11 protein-coding genes are annotated in these 16,487 nt (G+C 48.4%); 8 read left to right on the top strand and 3 right to left on the bottom strand.

The window, feature by feature from the left end; all coding sequences use genetic code 11:
• The first annotated feature begins 2 nt into the window (after positions 1 to 2).
• From K5X84_RS09330 to K5X84_RS09320, 3 genes are all read left to right on the top strand, one after another.
• On the top strand, positions 3 to 710 hold the full coding sequence (locus K5X84_RS09330) for a general secretion pathway protein GspB (protein WP_222235656.1): 708 nt from the start codon (positions 3 to 5) through the stop codon (positions 708 to 710).
• Between the two features lie 109 nt (positions 711 to 819).
• Positions 820 to 2,604 carry an acyl-CoA dehydrogenase C-terminal domain-containing protein gene (locus K5X84_RS09325; protein ID WP_222235655.1) on the top strand — a complete coding sequence of 595 codons (1,785 nt, stop codon included), beginning with the start codon at positions 820 to 822 and terminating at the stop codon, positions 2,602 to 2,604.
• Entirely contained in the window at positions 2,594 to 3,031 is a 438-nt protein-coding gene (locus K5X84_RS09320; RefSeq protein ID WP_222235654.1) for a hypothetical protein, read from the top strand. Before K5X84_RS09325 ends, K5X84_RS09320 begins: the two co-directional genes overlap by 11 nt.
• A 50-nt stretch (positions 3,032 to 3,081) precedes the next feature.
• On the opposite strand, the gene putA is transcribed toward K5X84_RS09320, so the two are convergent.
• Positions 3,082 to 6,249, bottom strand: coding sequence for a bifunctional proline dehydrogenase/L-glutamate gamma-semialdehyde dehydrogenase PutA (putA, locus tag K5X84_RS09315; RefSeq protein ID WP_222235653.1), 3,168 nt, complete (start codon positions 6,247 to 6,249; stop codon positions 3,082 to 3,084).
• Between the two features lie 225 nt (positions 6,250 to 6,474).
• Between putA and K5X84_RS09310 the strand changes: the two genes are divergently transcribed.
• Positions 6,475 to 7,974: a CYTH domain-containing protein gene (locus K5X84_RS09310; protein ID WP_222235652.1), complete on the top strand. Its 1,500-nt coding sequence runs from the start codon at positions 6,475 to 6,477 to the stop codon at positions 7,972 to 7,974.
• 7 nt (positions 7,975 to 7,981) lie between these two features.
• Positions 7,982 to 10,831, top strand: coding sequence for a bifunctional [glutamate--ammonia ligase]-adenylyl-L-tyrosine phosphorylase/[glutamate--ammonia-ligase] adenylyltransferase (glnE, locus tag K5X84_RS09305; protein ID WP_222235651.1), 2,850 nt, complete (start codon positions 7,982 to 7,984; stop codon positions 10,829 to 10,831).
• On the opposite strand, the gene lpxL is transcribed toward glnE, so the two are convergent.
• Positions 10,822 to 11,748 (bottom strand): LpxL/LpxP family Kdo(2)-lipid IV(A) lauroyl/palmitoleoyl acyltransferase, encoded by a 927-nt coding sequence (lpxL, locus tag K5X84_RS09300; protein ID WP_199495031.1) that lies wholly within the window; start codon positions 11,746 to 11,748, stop codon positions 10,822 to 10,824. The two genes, glnE and lpxL, sit on opposite strands and share 10 nt — an antisense overlap.
• 99 nt (positions 11,749 to 11,847) lie before the next feature.
• On the bottom strand, positions 11,848 to 13,230 hold the full coding sequence (gene tolC / locus K5X84_RS09295; protein ID WP_222235650.1) for an outer membrane channel protein TolC: 1,383 nt from the start codon (positions 13,228 to 13,230) through the stop codon (positions 11,848 to 11,850).
• A gap of 185 nt (positions 13,231 to 13,415) precedes the next feature.
• On the opposite strand from tolC, the gene K5X84_RS09290 reads away from it, so the two are divergent.
• The 3 genes from K5X84_RS09290 (at position 13,416) to parE (ending at position 16,462) form a co-directional block, all read left to right on the top strand.
• Complete coding sequence (locus K5X84_RS09290) at positions 13,416 to 14,027, top strand: NUDIX domain-containing protein (protein ID WP_199495029.1); 612 nt, start codon at positions 13,416 to 13,418, stop codon at positions 14,025 to 14,027.
• A 14-nt stretch (positions 14,028 to 14,041) separates the two neighbouring features.
• Positions 14,042 to 14,503 carry a DUF1249 domain-containing protein gene (locus K5X84_RS09285; protein ID WP_054489177.1) on the top strand — a complete coding sequence of 154 codons (462 nt, stop codon included), beginning with the start codon at positions 14,042 to 14,044 and terminating at the stop codon, positions 14,501 to 14,503.
• Between the two features lie 66 nt (positions 14,504 to 14,569).
• Complete coding sequence (gene parE / locus K5X84_RS09280) at positions 14,570 to 16,462, top strand: DNA topoisomerase IV subunit B (RefSeq protein WP_054489175.1); 1,893 nt, start codon at positions 14,570 to 14,572, stop codon at positions 16,460 to 16,462.
• Positions 16,463 to 16,487 lie beyond the last annotated feature (25 nt).

Genomic DNA, 16,487 nt, shown 5'->3' with positions numbered 1-16,487 from the left:
TCATGTCCTCCTTATTAAAAGCATTAAAGCAACAGCAGTCGCCGCTATTAAAGCAACGGTCAATATTAGACGCGTCTTTAATGGCTACCGACAATAGTACCCGACGTTGGGGGTGGCTAATATGGCCCGCAATAATTGTTGCAGGGGGAGTGCTGGGGGCAGGAACCGCTCAGTGGCTCGCGAAAGAACCAGAGCCTGAAACTGTTGCGGCGGAGCGCTTTAGTTGGGGTGAAACCGAAACCGTTGAAGCGATAAGCTGGGATGCTGAACCGCAAGAAGAAACAGTAGAGGTTGCTAAGAGCTCAGAGTTGCCAGAGTCAGCTTCCACGGACGCGTCTCAGCCCGAACAAACAGAACCACAGCGCGAAGCTCTCGATTTGTCTGCCGTGTCGCCCGACTTGTTAGAGCGTTTTGAAGCCGCAGTAAATGATACTGGCAGTGACAATAATAATCAGACCGATACCAGCGTTATCCCGCCATTAGGTGAGCTTTCACGTTCATTTCAGCGACAGGTGCCAGCCTTTAGCTACGATAGCCATATGTACCGTTCCAGTGCGTCCCAGCGATGGATTGAACTCAATGGCCGGCGACTATACGAGGGCGATGCGCTGAATCAATTGACTATTCTGAGAATAGAGCCGCAGAAAGTGGTGTTGGTGATGGATTCACAAGCATTCTCACAAGCCGCTTTAGAAGACTGGCAACCGTAGAAATTATTGACATCCCGCAAAGGGATTCATACTCTTGTGCGATAAAGTTTAAACAGGCGTTTGAATTATTTGTTTGAATGCCCGTGTGATTCATACAAGAGGTAATGATATGGCTGACTACAGAGCTCCCCGCGACGATATGGACTTTGTCCTGCACGATGTATTCCGAGTTGCCGACGACTGGCAGCAAACCCCTGAACTTGCCGACATGATGGATGTTGAAACTGCCGGTGCTATTTTGGATGAAGGTGCCAAGGTTGCTGAAAACTTAGTAGCGCCGCTGGCCCGTGAAGCCGACGAGGAAGGCGTTAAATTTGAAGATGGGGTAGTGACAACTCCTAAAGGCTACAAAGAGAACTTTCGCCAGTTAGCTGAAGGCGGCTGGGTTGGCGTAACAGCTAACCCGGACTTTGGCGGCATGGGTTTACCTAAGTCTTTGTCGGCTCAATACGAAGAAATGCTTTGTAGCGCCGATATCGCCTTTTCTCTTTACCCGGGCTTAACCTCCGGCGCTATTATGGCAATTAACTCGCATGGTAGTGACGAACTGAAGAATCATTATCTACCACGCATGGTTTCAGGTGAGTGGACCGGCACTATGTGCCTGACAGAATCTCATGCCGGAACAGATTTAGGTATTATTCGCAGTAAAGCGATACCAGCTGAGGACGGCAGTTTTTCTATCAGCGGTACTAAGATATTTATCACCGGTGGCGAACACGATTTAGCGGAGAATATCGTTCATTTAGTGTTGGCCAAATTACCCGATGCTCCGGCCGGTACAAAAGGCATTTCGTTGTTTGTGGTGCCTAAGTTTTTGTCTGATGAACAAGGCAACCTGACCGAGCGTAACGCTGTTAGCTGTGGCTCAATAGAACACAAGATGGGTATTCATGGGTCAGCCACCTGCGTCATGAATTTTGACGGCGCAAAAGGCTGGCTGGTCGGTGAGCCGCATCGCGGGCTGCCTGCTATGTTCACCATGATGAACTACGAGCGCCTGGGGGTTGGCATTCAAGGGCTTGGAGCTGCAGAGCGTTCGTACCAGAATGCTCTGGAATACGCTAAAGATCGCATTCAGGGACGTGGCGCTAAAGCAACTCGCAACGACCAGGCCGAAGCCGATTCAATTTTAGTGCACGGCGATGTGCGCCGTATGTTGCTGACCATGAAGTCGCTTACTGAAGGCGGTCGCGCGTTCTCAACCTGGGTGGGTCAGCAGCTCGACCGCTCGAAATACGCCGAAGATGAGCAGGTTAGACAAAAAGCAGACGCGATGGTCGCGTTATTGACACCTGTCGCTAAAGCCTTTTTAACTGACACCGGACTCGAGTGCACGATTCACGGGCAGCAGGTTTTTGGTGGCCATGGTTACGTGCGGGAATGGGGTCAGGAGCAGTTGGTTCGTGATACTCGTATAGCGCAAATTTATGAGGGCACAAACGGTATTCAGGCACTGGACTTATTGGGTCGTAAAGTGTTTGGTTCGCAAGGCAAACTATTGCAGCCGTTTAATGAAGAAATTCAGAGCTTTCTGGATGAAACGGCGACCGGCAGTGAATGGATCAAGCAGCGTGAGCAATTGCAGCAGGCGCTGAATATACTGAATGGTGTCAGCGAGGAAGTACTGCAAAAGGCCGCGGGCGATGAGAACCTTGTTAACAGCGTAGCGGTTGAGTATCTGCATCTGGTGGGTTATGTTTCTTACGCTTACTTGTGGTTGAAGATGGCGATAGCAGCTGAGCCACTGGTAAACGAGAAACCCTATTTGGCAACCAAAACAAAAACGGCCCGCTTCTATTTTGCGCGTATTCTGCCACGTATTCATAGCCTGGCTTTAGCGATAAAAGACGGTAGCGAAAGCCTTTATTTACATAGTGACGATGACTTCTAAAAACGAAAAATCACAAGAAACAGCACTGACGTTTTATCGTGACAGTCGCCGCCCCCAAGCGTGGGGCGGCTTCTTTTTAGCGATATGGATGGCAATTTATATTGGTGATGCAGTTCCCCTGTGGATTATCATCACGGGCGCATTGCTGACCATGGCGATTGTTATGACGATTGTCGTGAAATTCAGGCCATTGCAGCCGGCTGCGTTTTATCGTGACCTTGAATTGACAGAAAAGCGCCTGATTTTGCCACCAAGAACTTATCAGCTCGATAAACCACCGGTATTACACCGGTACGAGAAAGACTTGGCCGGGTTGAGCTTTGCTGATGAAAAAGGACGCCGGCAGGAAATTATTATCGTTTTTAATGATAGCCTCAGGCAGCAGTTGGATGATTACCAAATAGAATTGAAAAATTACGAAGAGTAAAATAAAAAGCCAGCGATTTCTCGCTGGCTTTTTTGTACCTTACTTTGCTTTTAATCGTCTAAAGACAATAACGTTGCGTTACCACCAACAGCAGTAATGTTATCACTGCGTGTTTTTTCGGTGACGAAACGGGTAAGGTAATGTGGACCACCAGCCTTAGGCCCGGTACCAGACATGCCGCGACCACCGAATGGTTGCACGCCGACAATTGCGCCTATCTGGTTACGGTTAATGTAGACGTTACCCACATCGATTCGGCTTGCAACATCGTATGCAAAGGTTTCGTTCCGGCTGTGAATGCCAAAGGTTAAACCGAAGCCGGTATTGTTGATGCTGTCAATAACCTCATCAATTTCGCTGGTTTTATAGCGTATCACGTGCAGTATTGGGCCAAAGTTTTCTTTTACCAGTTGGCTAATACTGTCAATTTCTATCGCCGTAGGTGCGACAAAGGTGCCACCCATAGCATAATCAGGCAGAGGTGCGCGCGCAATTAAGCGTCCCGCCTGCTGAATGTCAGAAATGTGCTGTTCCAGGTTGGTTTTGGCGATACCATCAATAACCGGACCGACATCGGTTTCATGCAGTAATGGGTCGCCAACCTGCAATTCTTCCATAGCACCGCGTAGCAAGTCGATAATACGATCAGCCACGTCGTCCTGCACAAAGAGAACGCGCAGAGCTGAACAGCGTTGTCCGGCACTCTGGAAGGCGCTGGCAACTACGTCGGTGACAACTTGCTCTGGCAGAGCGGTTGAGTCAACCATCATGGCGTTCTGTCCACCGGTTTCCGCTACCAGAGGGACGATTGGGCCTGTTCGTGCCGCTAATGCACGGTTAATTGCCTGAGCTGTATAAGTTGAACCGGTAAAGCAAACACCACCAATATCTTCCTGACTGGTTAAGTAGCTGCCGACCTCGGCACCACTACCCGGCATAAAGTGCAATACGTTGCCCGGAATGCCAGCTTCTAAAGCTAACTGCACCGCGCGGTAGGCAATTAACCCCGTCTGCTCTGCTGGTTTGGCAATAACTGAGTTACCGGTAACTAACGCTGCCGCAACCTGGCCGACGAAAATTGCTAATGGGAAGTTCCATGGGCTGATACAGATAAAGGTGCCTCGACCTTCAACGAATAGCTCGTTGTCTTCGCCTGTTGGTCCTGGCAACTGAATGGGTTTACCCATTAGCTCACGGGCCTGGTTGGCGTAATAGCGACAGAAGTCTACGGCTTCGCGAACTTCGTCGATACCATCCTGTAAGCCTTTGCCCGCTTCGACTGAACATAAAGCGATCAGTTCGTTACGGTTAGCTTCCATTAGATCCGCGAATTTTTCCAGGCATTGTGCACGCTCTTCGGTCGGCACGTCGCGCCAGGATTTGTAGGCGGCGTTGGCGCTTTGTAGCGCTTTCTCGGAAAGCTTTTTATCGCCCCAGTAAATGCGGCCAGCCTGTTTAGCTGTTTCCTGAGGGCTGGTAATACTGACATGGTGGTCGGTTTCAACGGTTTTTCCATCAACGATGGGACCGCCTTGCCACTGTTTGTCGCGGTACTGTTGAACCGCTGCAATAAAATCATCTGCTTGTGAGTGAATATTCATATTCAATCCTAACGAATTTGTGCGATCCCCATACATTTGAGGGGGAAGTGGAATTTTGCTGTTTGCGTACTTTTCGTAACCTGAAGCTGTTTTCATGGGGTGTTCAACCAGCTCATTGACTGGCGTATCTGAATCTAACAGCTTGTGAACAAACGACGAGTTAGCACCGTTTTCTAACAGACGACGAACTAAATACGGCAGCAAATCTTTGTGCGGGCCAACTGGCGCATAAATGCGAACAACCATGCCCGGATTCTGCTCCATTATGGTGTCGTATAAGCTGTCACCCATGCCGTGTAAGCGTTGATATTCAATGCGCCGCTTATGAGTTTCGTTCATTTGTTCAATGGCCACAAAGGTTTGCGCATTGTGAGTAGCAAACTGCGGATAAATAGCTCCGTCGGTATCGTCACTTAACAAATAGCGTGCGCAGGCCAGATAAGAAATATCACTATGAGACTTGCGGGTAAATACAGGGTAGCCGAGCAGACCGTTTTCCTGAGTCCACTTAATTTCGTTATCCCAATAGGCGCCTTTAACGAGGCGTACCGGTATTTCGTCGCCACACTCTTTGGCCAGAGCTGTTATCCAACATAAAGTTGGCAGGGCACGTTTTGAATAGGCCTGGACCACCAGACCAAATCGAGGCCAGCCTTTGCAAACACCGCTGCGATAGACTTTTTCAAATAACTCCAGTGACAGCTCATGGCGGTCGGCCTCTTCGGCATCAATGGTCACACCAACATCAGCTTCTTTTGCCAGCTTAACCAAATCGGTTAAGGTGGTGGCAAGCTCAGTCAGTACGCGTTCGTGGTTGGCCGATTCATAGCGGGGGTGCAATGCCGACAACTTGATTGAAATGGTCGGTCGTGGTGCATCCGGGTTATTAAATTCTTCTTTGGTAATGGTCTTAATTGAGTTGACGTACTGCTGCTTGTAGTAGTTCGCATCTTTCATCGTTAATGCGGCTTCACCAAGCATGTCGTAAGCGTGAGTATAACCTTTATCGCGGTTGTCGCGACTTTCTTTCAGGGCTTCCTCAATGCTGCGTCCCAGCACAAACTGCTTACCCATAATTTGCATGGCGGTGTACGTCGCCTTGCGAATGACCGGCTTGCCGAGCTTACGGATAAGGCGTCGAAAAGCACCGCGTGGTGTTTCCATTGGCTTGCCGGTGGGGTTCGTTACACTGTTTGTCAGTGCCAGACCCCAGGTACCGGAATTGACTAACCATGAGGCGCTCTGGCCCATGTGCTTTTGCCAGTCGCCGCCGGAAAGTTTGTCCTGAATTAATGCGTCTGCTGTATAACCATCGGGTATACGTAATAGTGCCTCGGCAAGACACATTAAAATGATACCTTCTTTAGTATCCAGGCTGTACTCTTGCAAAAAGGCGTCAACAACGCCGTTATCTGCCCGTTCCCTCACTTGCTCAACTAATTTAGCTGCGCGCTCGGTAACTGCGCTAACCGTTTCATCATCGGCAGGAACCAGCGGCAGTAGCTCACGCATATATTGGTCTTCGTCAACAATATAATTGTCAGTAATTGCCTGCTGTAAGGACTTTAAGTCCTCAGCCTGATGCTGTTTGGATAGCACCTCACTCGCTTTGAACATAGCATCTCCTGTATAGCCAGGCCGAAGCTCGGCGTGCTTCCCCAATGTTGGGAATCAGCGCAAGTATAAGCTTATTATTGCGCTGGTAAAGACCCTTTATGGTCGGATCTCACGTTGCAACTTTTCACCCTTAGTGTCAAGTGAACTAAATGCCCGTGTTTGTTGACCGTTAGCCGCCAAGCCAGTACCTTTAATCTAACTTATTAAACGCATCGGAATCGATTTATGTCACAAGAAGTTGAGCTCAAATTACTGATTGCTCCTGAACAACGAGAAAAAGCACTCGAAGTCTGCCAGTCGTTGGCGGATGCTAATCAGGCTAAGCCCAATAAAGAGCAGTTTGAACTTACAAACGCTTACTTTGACACATCCGATTTGCGTTTACGTCAGTTCGATATTGGATTACGGATACGTAGCTATAAAGATCATAAAGAGCAAACAATCAAATTGGCTGGCCGGGTTATGGGCGGCATGCATCAAAGGCCCGAGTACAATGTTAATGTTGACAAGGACAAGCCTGACTTAACCTTATTTGACAACGAAATATGGCCGGATGACTTCCCGGTATACGATATCCAGCGAGACTTAGATACCCTATTTGTGACTGACTTTATGCGCACTCAATGGCGACTTCCCAGTGGTGAAGGTGTTATCGAGATGGTTTTTGATGATGGCTATATTGAGTCCGGGGAGCAACGTGAGCCGATAGCTGAAATTGAGCTTGAAGTGCAAAAGGGCTCTTTAACTGAGGCCTATCGACTGGCAAATGAGCTGGTTAAAAAAGCGGGTGCGAGAGTAGGCTCGCTCAGTAAAGCTGCAAGAGGTTATTTGTTAGCCGGGAAGAGCCTGCTTGAACCATTTACGCAGATGCATTACGTACCGCTAAAGTCGGAATATAATGTCGGTCAGGCATTATATCGGTCGTTAGAATCGGGTCTACGTCATTGGCAGCACAATGAAGCCTGTCTGGAGTTTCAGCCCAGTGTAAGAGCCGTGCAGGGCATGGCAGATGGTATTCAAATGGTGCAGGTTGTACTGGAGCAGCTGATTGAAAATGGTGTAGGAGAGCGCCGGCTACTGACCAATATCTCGCAAATAATGTCGAAGCTGCAGTGGTTAAAACGTTTTGAAGGGCTGGACGAATTAACCGCTGAAGATGGCGCTTATCATCGTGCGCTTAAGCGCTATAACAAGCTTTATGAGTCGCTGCTTAATAGCCAGGAGGATGTGATAAGGCTGACGGAAGTTTCGGAGCTGGTTCACTCAGTCAGCTATCAGAGAACGCTACTGGAACTGTCTGAATTTCTTTTCAAAGAAGAAATGACCGAAGAGTTAGAGCAGCCAGTTTTGCCCTGGAGCAGCCAGCTATTGAAAAGTGACTGGCAACTCGTGCAGACCGCTTTTTCAGAGCACGAAAGATTAAATGAAGAAGGCTATCTGAAATTGCTGACACCCTTGCAAAACAGCTTGCTTATGGGGACGTGCTTCGGTCATTTGTTTGATCCTGACTTAAGGGAAAAATTCCGTCTGCCGTGGCAAGATTTAGCAAGAGGCATCCGCGAAATTACGGCCCTGCATATTTTGCATGAGCGTATCAAAGAACGTGACGACGAAATTGATGAAAAGTTAATGGAATGGCAAAAGGTACAACGTGAATCCTTGTTGAAAGCGCTGGAGTATTCGCGAAAAGCAGCTCTGAAACGTGAACCCTATTGGATGAATTAAGGTAGCTATGCTGACTCCCGGCAAAGAATTACTTAAAGAGAGTGAGGCGGCCTGGCAACGCTACCAGGATGTTGCTTCCGGTTCCTTGTTAAACAATGAACAGCAGCAACTGCTAAGGTCTTTATTTGCTGTAAGCCCATTCATAGGCCGCGTAGCAGAAAGTTATCCCGAGCAATTGGTCACTGAGCTTTTTGTTGCTAGTAAGACAGCCATTCAGCTGCCCGACGTGAGCGGCTATGAAGCGCATATTGCAGAGGCGTTAGAACCTTTAAATAGTGAAGAGGACGCCAAAAAATGCCTTCGGCAATTGCGTCATTGCTGGATGGCAAAGCTGGCCGCCGCTGATATTTTACAGCAACTTTCTCTAAAAGAGTCTCTGGCTCACTATAGTGCTATTGCTGACGCCGCAATCAGCGAAAGCTTAAGTTGGCTGTTCGAGCGTTATATTAACCGTCATGGGAAGCCGCTTGATGGCGAAGGCAACCTCCTGCCGCTGTTGATTATTGGTATGGGAAAACTGGGCGGAAGGGAATTAAACTTTTCGTCGGATATCGATCTTATTTTTGCGTTCCCTGAGCAAGGTGAGACTCAGGGGCCGGGCCGTAACTTAGAGCATGGTGTTTTTTATAAACGATTGGCGCAGTCGCTTATTGGTTTACTCGATGAAACGACCGCCGACGGCCAGGTTTTCCGGGTTGATATGAGGCTTCGGCCTTTTGGCCAGTCGGGTCCTTTAGTGACCAGTGTTAACGCGTTAGAGCATTATTATCAGGAGCAAGGGCGTGACTGGGAGCGTTACGCTATGGTAAAAGCCCGGATGATAGGCGCAGATGAACAATACCAGCAGGCATTTCAGCAATTAATACGACCCTTCGTTTATCGTCGCTACATTGATTTTGGTGCGATTGAAGCCTTGCGTAAAATGAAGCTTCTTATTACGCAGGAAACCCGGCGCCAGGGCGTGAAAAATAATATAAAGCTGGGTGCCGGTGGCATCAGAGAAGTCGAGTTCATTGTTCAGGCACATCAGCTTATTCGCGGGGGACAGGAAAAATCCCTGCAGACACGCTCGGTTTATAAAGCGATGAATGAACTGACTGAGTTAGACTTAATTGATCAGAAGCAAGCCAGTCAGTTATTAGATGACTATGAATATTTGCGTGTTATAGAGCATCGTCTGCAGCAAATAGATGACCAACAAACTCAGCAATTACCGTCAGATGAGCTGGGTCGAGCGCGCTTATGCGCTATGTTAGATGAGCCGAATTGGCAAGAGCTGCAAGATAAAATTGATCAATGTATGGCCCGCATTCATAGTGAATTTCGGCAGGTAGTTGGGGCTGAGTCCGAAGATGACGAAGATGAGCAGAGCTTGCAGGTTTTATGGCAGGACATGCTGGATGATGATGCGGCGATAGAGATTCTGGAAAGTGAAGGGGTCAACGAGCCACAGGCTTTATGGACACAAATTAAAAACTTCCGTCAGGAGAGCCGTCGCCGCAGTTCCGGCCCCCGGGGACGAGCAGCTTTAGCTCGCTTAATGCCCATGATGCTGCGCCACGCAATTCAACATCAACATCCGGAACGTTTGCTGGAAAGGCTGTTATCCATCATTAAAGCCGTGATGAGTCGTACGGCCTATATCGAGCTGCTTGCGGAAAACCCCGGTGCACGCGAACAACTGTGCAAACTTTGCATGGCAAGCCCATGGATTTCGGAGCAGCTGGCATTACACCCGATACTTTTAGATGAGCTTATCGATCCCCAGCAACTCTATAGTTTGCCCGAATCGAAGGATTATGCGTCGGTGTTGCGGGAGTATTTGCTGAGGATCCCCGAGCAGGACTTAGAAACGCAGATGGACGCTTTACGGCAAGCCAAACAAGCGTTGCAGTTAAAAATAGCGGCGGCCGATATTAGTGGTGTTCTTGAACTGATGAATGTCAGTGACCACTTAAGCGCGCTGGCTGAAGCTATTATCGCTGAGGTGGTCGGTCTCGCATGGCATCACCTGACACAAAAGCATGGCAAGCCAGAGGGCACCAGTGTCGACAACACAGGCTTTGCCGTGCTCGGCTATGGAAAGCTCGGTGGTCAGGAATTAGGGTATGGCTCTGATCTCGATCTCGTTTTTGTTACAGACGCCAATTATCAGGGCCAGACCGATGGTCAACGACCTATAGAAGTTCAGCAATTTTACTTGCGTCTTGCGCAACGGATCTTGCACTTATTTACTACCCGGACTGTGGCTGGCATTTTGTACGATGTTGATTTGCGCTTAAGGCCTTCAGGCCAGGCGGGACTACTGGTGACTCAGGTAAGCTCATTTGCACGTTATCTGAGGGACGATGCCTGGACCTGGGAATTACAGGCATTGGTTCGGGCCAGACCGGTATTTGGTGTTCCGGCATTGCGTGAAACCGTTATGGATATACGACGCAGTATTTTGTCTCAGCCCAGAAACGAGCAGGAGTTGCGTAAAAGCATTGTGGAGATGCGAGAGAAAATGCGTGAGCATTTAGCACAACGCAACAGCAGCATGTTTGACCTAAAACAGGACGCGGGTGGCATTGCGGACATTGAGTTTATAACGCAGTACATCGTACTACGGCACGCACATAATCACCCGGAGTTATGTCAATACAGTGATAACGTCAGACTTCTGACTGAGGCACAACAACTGCATTTGTTATCTGAGGTGAATGCGCAAAATTTGATTAACGCTTTTCAGATTTTCCGTTGCGAGAGTCATGCTTTGGCATTACAAGGCGAGCAGTTGCTGGAAGAGCACAACCTGGATGCTGAGCGTCAGGCTGTACTCGACTGCTGGAATCAATTGCTGGAAGATCAACGGTAGTAGCTTGGCATATCAGGGTCGGGGCGCGTTTTAAAGCGCCGATGAACCCAGAGGTATTGCTCCGGTGCTTTCAGTATTGCTTGTTCGGCTAACTGATTAACCCGCTCTGCATCGGCTTTATCGTCGCCGCTGGGGAAGTTCTCAAGTGGTGGCTCGTAATAAAGATCGTACCCACTGCCGTCATCACGTCTGACACAGCGGCTGACCAGTACCTTGCAATTAGGGTTACGTGCAAAAAGCATGGTGCCTAAAGTGGTGGAGGTGTCTGGTACCTCGAAAAACTTAACGAACTCAACACGGCGCCGGCCATAATCTTGATCCGGCAGGTAACCGGCAATATCTCCCTGAGTCAGCGCATTCATCATGGCCTTAACATCGCGACGTTGGATCATGTACTTGTTTGAGCGCCCACGTCCGCGAGTCTGCAAAAATTCCATCACCGCATTATTGTGAGGACGATACAAGCCAACGGCTGGTTCGACAAAGCCATGCAGTCGCGCATGGACTTCCAGACTAAGGAAGTGAAAAAGCAATAACAGAATACCACTGCCGTCTTCCTGAGCTTTGCGAAGGTGTTCCTCACCGTGAATGTGCAGCTTTCGTTTAATTCGCCAGTTTGGCCACCACCAGGCCATGCCAATTTCAAAATAAGCGATACCGGTGTTTTTCATATTTTCGGTCAGTAACGCTTCAATTTTTTCATCGCTATAGTCAGGGAAACACAGCTTCAAGTTGGTTCGGGCAATGTTGACCCGGCGTGGCATGAGCTTCTTAAACAGTAAGCCTAACCCCCGACCCATAGCAAGTTGCAGGCGGTATGGCAGCCACGAAACACTGTAAAGGACAAAGACACCAAGCCAGGTTAGCCAAAACTTAGGATGCAGAAAGTAGAACTTAAATTTGGGAGGTTCGATCACAACAGATGCCGCTAATTATTCTTCAATTATCGCGGATAGTAACATAAAACATTTGAAATAAGGCACCACCTGAAAACGGCGGTGCCCTGGTCTGCTCTGTTAGTCAGCCGCAGTGCCTTCTACATTTTCAGAAAGGCTACTGTTTATTGCTAACAGGTCTTGTTCCTGTAGCTGTCCTGCAGCTTGTTCAAGGCGCAGAATTTGACGGATGTAACCATAACGAGCTTCAGATAAGTTACGTTTTGCATTATAGAGGTTACGGGTGCTATCCAGTACATCAACGATAGTACGAGTGCCGACTTCAAAACCGGCTTCAGTGGCTTTCAATGCACTCTCTGCAGACACAACCGACTGTTGAAACGCATTAATGCTGGCAATAGACGCTGAAACCTCGTAGTAGGCATTACGTACCTCGCGTTCAATATTCCGGCGAGTCTGAACCATTTGTTGGCTGCTGGCCACATAGTTGTCGCGAGCCTGAGCAACTTCCGCTGATGTACGGAAACCTGAGAAAATAGGTACGCTGACATTCAAACCAATAGAGCGGCTGTCCAGACGAGGTAAATCTGTTGTCTGTTGACCATTCTGATTCGAAATTGTGCGCTCTGTGTCCGATGTAGAATAGCTGGCCTGAAGTGAGACTGTAGGATAATGACCACCCTGGCGCAGCTTAATTTGCTGCTCAGCAATGTCTACCTGAACTTTACTTTCCAATAGGCTAAGGTTGCCATTTTCAGCTTTTTTCACCCACTGACGAACATCTTCTGGTGCCGGATCGCTCGGTGAAAAAGTTTCGGTATCTAAAGCTGCCAATGTTTGCGGGTATTGGCCGGTAATTTCGCGAATGTCTTCTAAGGCAATTTCAACCGCATTGCGAGCCTGAATCTCACGTGCGACAGCGCTGTCGTATTGAGCCTGTGCTTCGTGAACATCGGTAATAGCGGTTAAGCCGACTGAAAAGCGTTGCTTGGTTTGTTCAAGCTGGCGCTCGATAGCCTTCTTTTCGGCTTCTGCGAAAGATAAGTCATCACGGGCCTGAAGAGCCTGGAAGTACGCATTAACAACACGTAACATCAGGTCTTGTTGGGCGTTGCTGTAGGCAACTTCCGCCTGATAGGCTTGCTTCTCTGCAATGTCGGCGTTTCTCCAGACAGTCCAGTCAAAAATACTCTGGTTCAGCGTAATGCCGGCTTGCCAGCCACTGCTGTCGCTATCGAAAACTTGAATGCCTGACTCAAAAACTTGCGGGGATTCGCTTGTTGAGTCACTGTAACCAGCTTCTCCCGAAACCTGAGGCAGGAATCCTGACTTGGCAATATCAATACCTTTTTGTGCGGCATCACGCTCTGCTGCGGCACGTAATAAGGTCGGATCATTATCAACTGCTAAGCGATAAATTTGAGCCAAATCTTCAGCATTTGACGTAAAAGTGACTGTGGTCAATGCCAGACCGACAGCTGCCGACAAAAGATGCTTTTTCATGGTAGTCAGTTTCCTGTTACTTGACATGCAATGTTCAATAATTGCGCATAGTTTACATACAGCGCTGAATGATTACCAGTGTAAATGATTTGCGCAAATACTTTAAGAAAAACATGGTTTCAGAATTCGCTCAAGTGTAACAGAATGTTTGTTTTCAGTTACTCTCAATAATAGGACTCGTTAGTATGGCAATTCGTTTTCACCGAGATGATGTGAAAGTAAAGGAAAAGACACCGCTTTATCAAGGTTTTTTGTCAGTTTATCGCTATTCTTTACAACACCGTTTGTTTTCTGGTGACTGGAGTCCGGTCATTGACCGGGAATTAATGGAACGGGGACATGCGGTTGTTGTTATACCTTATGACCCGGTAACCGATGAGTTGGTGGTTGTTGAGCAGTTCCGCGTAGGCGCACTTGAGGACGAAAATGGACCTTGGTTGTTTGAGTTTGTCGCCGGGATGTTTGATGCCGACGAGAGCGCTGAAGAAGTGGCAACTCGTGAACTGGAAGAAGAAGCTGGTTTAACAGCCAAACGTTTAATTTACGCTACCAGTTATTACTCCAGTCCGGGTGGTACCGATGAAAAGTTAACGATTTATATTGCAGAAGTTGATAGTAAATCGGCCGCCGACTTTGGTGGTCTCCCTGAAGAAGACGAAGATATACGCGTGCATGTGATACCAAGGGATAAAGTTATCGCTATGCTTGAACGTGAAGAAATCAACAACGCAGCCAGTGTAATTGGGTTACAATGGTTGCAGTTACACCATGATAAGGTGTTCTCTGATCTGGAGTAAACTGAGGTTTTATTATGCTACAGCGCTATGTTGTCGACGTGGCTGAACTGCACCGACTGAACGAACTTAACTACGCAGGGTTGTTGCCTCTGCTGTCCCAGCTTGAGTCTCAGGCTCAGGTTACGATTTATGCCGGGGAGCATTTAGCATTCAGTTTGCGCAACGTGAGTGAAGCGCGCTATACCTCAGACATTGAAATTGAACAGTTGAAGCCGGACTGGGCAGACTACCTGCATGCTAAAATGACGGTGCGGTTATATCATGATGTGCGTATGGCTGAGATTATATCCAGTCAGGGCGTTACTCGTTTAGCCGCACGTTATCAGCAGCCTAACCGTGAAATGCGGCACCAGGATGAAAAACATCAGGTGAATCAATTTTTGGCCGACTGGTTAACCTTGTGTCGTAAGCAGGGCCATATTCAGCCTAAGCTGAGCGAAACTGCTCAGAAATTTATGCCGTACTACTTCAAATAGACGCCAGTTAGCGGTAAATTGAAGCACACTTTTCGTGGATCGAGCCAATAATAAAAACAGGGACTCATGACAGACTATAAATCCGACTCCATTGAGGTGCTGAACGGACTGGAACCGGTTCAGCGCCGCCCCGGTATGTACACTGACACCTCTCGGCCTAATCATTTAGGTCAGGAGGTTATAGATAATAGTGTCGATGAAGCTCTGGCGGGGCATGCCAAAACGTTGCTTGTTGTTCTGCATCAGGACCAGTCGCTGGAAGCCACCGACGATGGTCGGGGAATGCCGGTGGATATTCATCCGGAAGAAGGTGTTCCGGGTGTTGAGCTGATCATGAGTAAACTGCATGCCGGCGGTAAGTTTTCGAATAAAAACTATCAATTTTCCGGTGGTTTGCATGGTGTTGGTATCTCGGTGGTTAACGCTTTATCCAAGCGTGTTGAACTGACCATTAAGCGTGATGGGCAAGTTTATGAAATGGCCTACGAGAACGGCGATAAAGTCAGTGAGCTGGAAGTAACTGGAACGGTGGGGAAAAGAAACACCGGTACACGAGTTCACTTTTGGCCGGACCCTCAATATTTCGATTCTGCAAAATTCTCTGTTACCAAGTTAAAACACATATTGCGCGCTAAAGCTGTGCTATGTCCCGGCCTGACAATTACCTTCCGTAATAAAATTGATGACACGGAAGATACCTGGTTTTATCAGGATGGCTTAACAGATTATTTGGTTGAGGCGGTTAAGGATGTACCGACCTTACCGGAAGAACCCTTCGATGGTAGTTTTAGCTCGCAAACAGAAGGTGTTGACTGGGCTGTTACCTGGCTGCCTGAAGGTGGCGAAGGGGTCTCTGAAAGTTACGTTAACTTAATTCCGACCACGCTGGGCGGTACCCATGTAAACGGACTGCGTCAGGGGCTACTGGAGGCTATGCGTGAGTTTTGTGAGTTCCGTAACCTGTTACCCCGAGGGGTCAAGTTAACTCCGGAAGACGTATGGGAACGTTGTAGCTATATTTTGTCGACCAAAATGCAGGACCCTCAGTTTGCAGGGCAGACAAAAGAGCGCTTGTCCTCGCGGCAGTCCGCCAGCTTTGTCTCCGGGGTGGTAAAAGACTCTTTTAGCCTTTGGCTGAATGAGCATACCGATCAAGCTGAACTTTTAGCCGATGTCTGCATTAGCAACGCGCAAAGACGACTAAAAGCCAGTAAAAAAGTGGTTCGTAAAAAAGTAACGCAGGGCCCGGCGCTCCCCGGAAAGCTCACAGACTGTTCAAGTCAGGAGCCCGGCAGAAGTGAATTGTTTTTAGTGGAAGGGGACTCGGCAGGAGGCTCTGCGAAGCAAGCTCGAGATCGTGAGTTTCAGGCGGTTATGCCGCTTCGCGGTAAAATTCTGAATACCTGGGAGGTTGACCCGGAACAAATTCTGGCGTCGCAGGAAATTCACGACATTTCGGTTGCGGTAGGCGTTGACCCAAACAGTGTCGACTTAGACAAATTGCGTTATGGGAAAATTTGCATTTTAGCGGATGCCGACTCAGACGGTTTGCACATCGCAACCTTGCTTTGTGCACTGTTTGTGAAGCACTTCAGACCATTAGTGGAAAACGGTCATATTTTTGTCGCGATGCCACCACTTTATCGCGTAGATGTCGGCAAGGACGTCTATTACGCGTTGGATGAAGGTGAAAAGCAGGGCATTTTAGATCGTATCGAGGCTGAAAAGCGCAAAGGCAAAGTGAATGTTCAGCGTTTTAAAGGTTTGGGTGAGATGAACCCGTTAACCTTACGTGAAACCACTATGGATCCAAATACCCGCCGACTGGTTCAGTTGACCATTGACGATGGCGAACTAATGGAAGAGCTGATGGATATGCTTTTAGCGAAAAAACGAGCTGCAGACCGCCGTACCTGGTTGGAAAGCAAAGGTAACATGGCCGACTTGGCTGAACTGTAAGCACTTGTGAGCAAGGAGAAGTCAG

Source organism: Idiomarina abyssalis (assembly GCF_019797805.1).
Taxonomy (GTDB): domain Bacteria; phylum Pseudomonadota; class Gammaproteobacteria; order Enterobacterales; family Alteromonadaceae; genus Idiomarina; species Idiomarina abyssalis.
This window is presented reverse-complemented; position numbering and strand designations above follow the sequence as displayed.

Bases quoted from the DNA above. Each gene is read 5' to 3' on its own strand.
- K5X84_RS09290 (WP_199495029.1), top strand. From the start codon at position 13,416: ATGGCAATTCGTTTTCACCGAGATGATGTGAAAGTAAAGGAAAAGACA.
- tolC (WP_222235650.1), bottom strand. From the start codon at position 13,230: ATGAAAAAGCATCTTTTGTCGGCAGCTGTCGGTCTGGCATTGACCACA.
- glnE (WP_222235651.1), top strand. From the start codon at position 7,982: ATGCTGACTCCCGGCAAAGAATTACTTAAAGAGAGTGAGGCGGCCTGG.
- putA (WP_222235653.1), bottom strand. From the start codon at position 6,249: ATGTTCAAAGCGAGTGAGGTGCTATCCAAACAGCATCAGGCTGAGGAC.
- K5X84_RS09310 (WP_222235652.1), top strand. From the start codon at position 6,475: ATGTCACAAGAAGTTGAGCTCAAATTACTGATTGCTCCTGAACAACGA.
- K5X84_RS09330 (WP_222235656.1), top strand. From the start codon at position 3: ATGTCCTCCTTATTAAAAGCATTAAAGCAACAGCAGTCGCCGCTATTA.
- K5X84_RS09320 (WP_222235654.1), top strand. From the start codon at position 2,594: ATGACTTCTAAAAACGAAAAATCACAAGAAACAGCACTGACGTTTTAT.
- parE (WP_054489175.1), top strand. From the start codon at position 14,570: ATGACAGACTATAAATCCGACTCCATTGAGGTGCTGAACGGACTGGAA.
- K5X84_RS09285 (WP_054489177.1), top strand. From the start codon at position 14,042: ATGCTACAGCGCTATGTTGTCGACGTGGCTGAACTGCACCGACTGAAC.
- K5X84_RS09325 (WP_222235655.1), top strand. From the start codon at position 820: ATGGCTGACTACAGAGCTCCCCGCGACGATATGGACTTTGTCCTGCAC.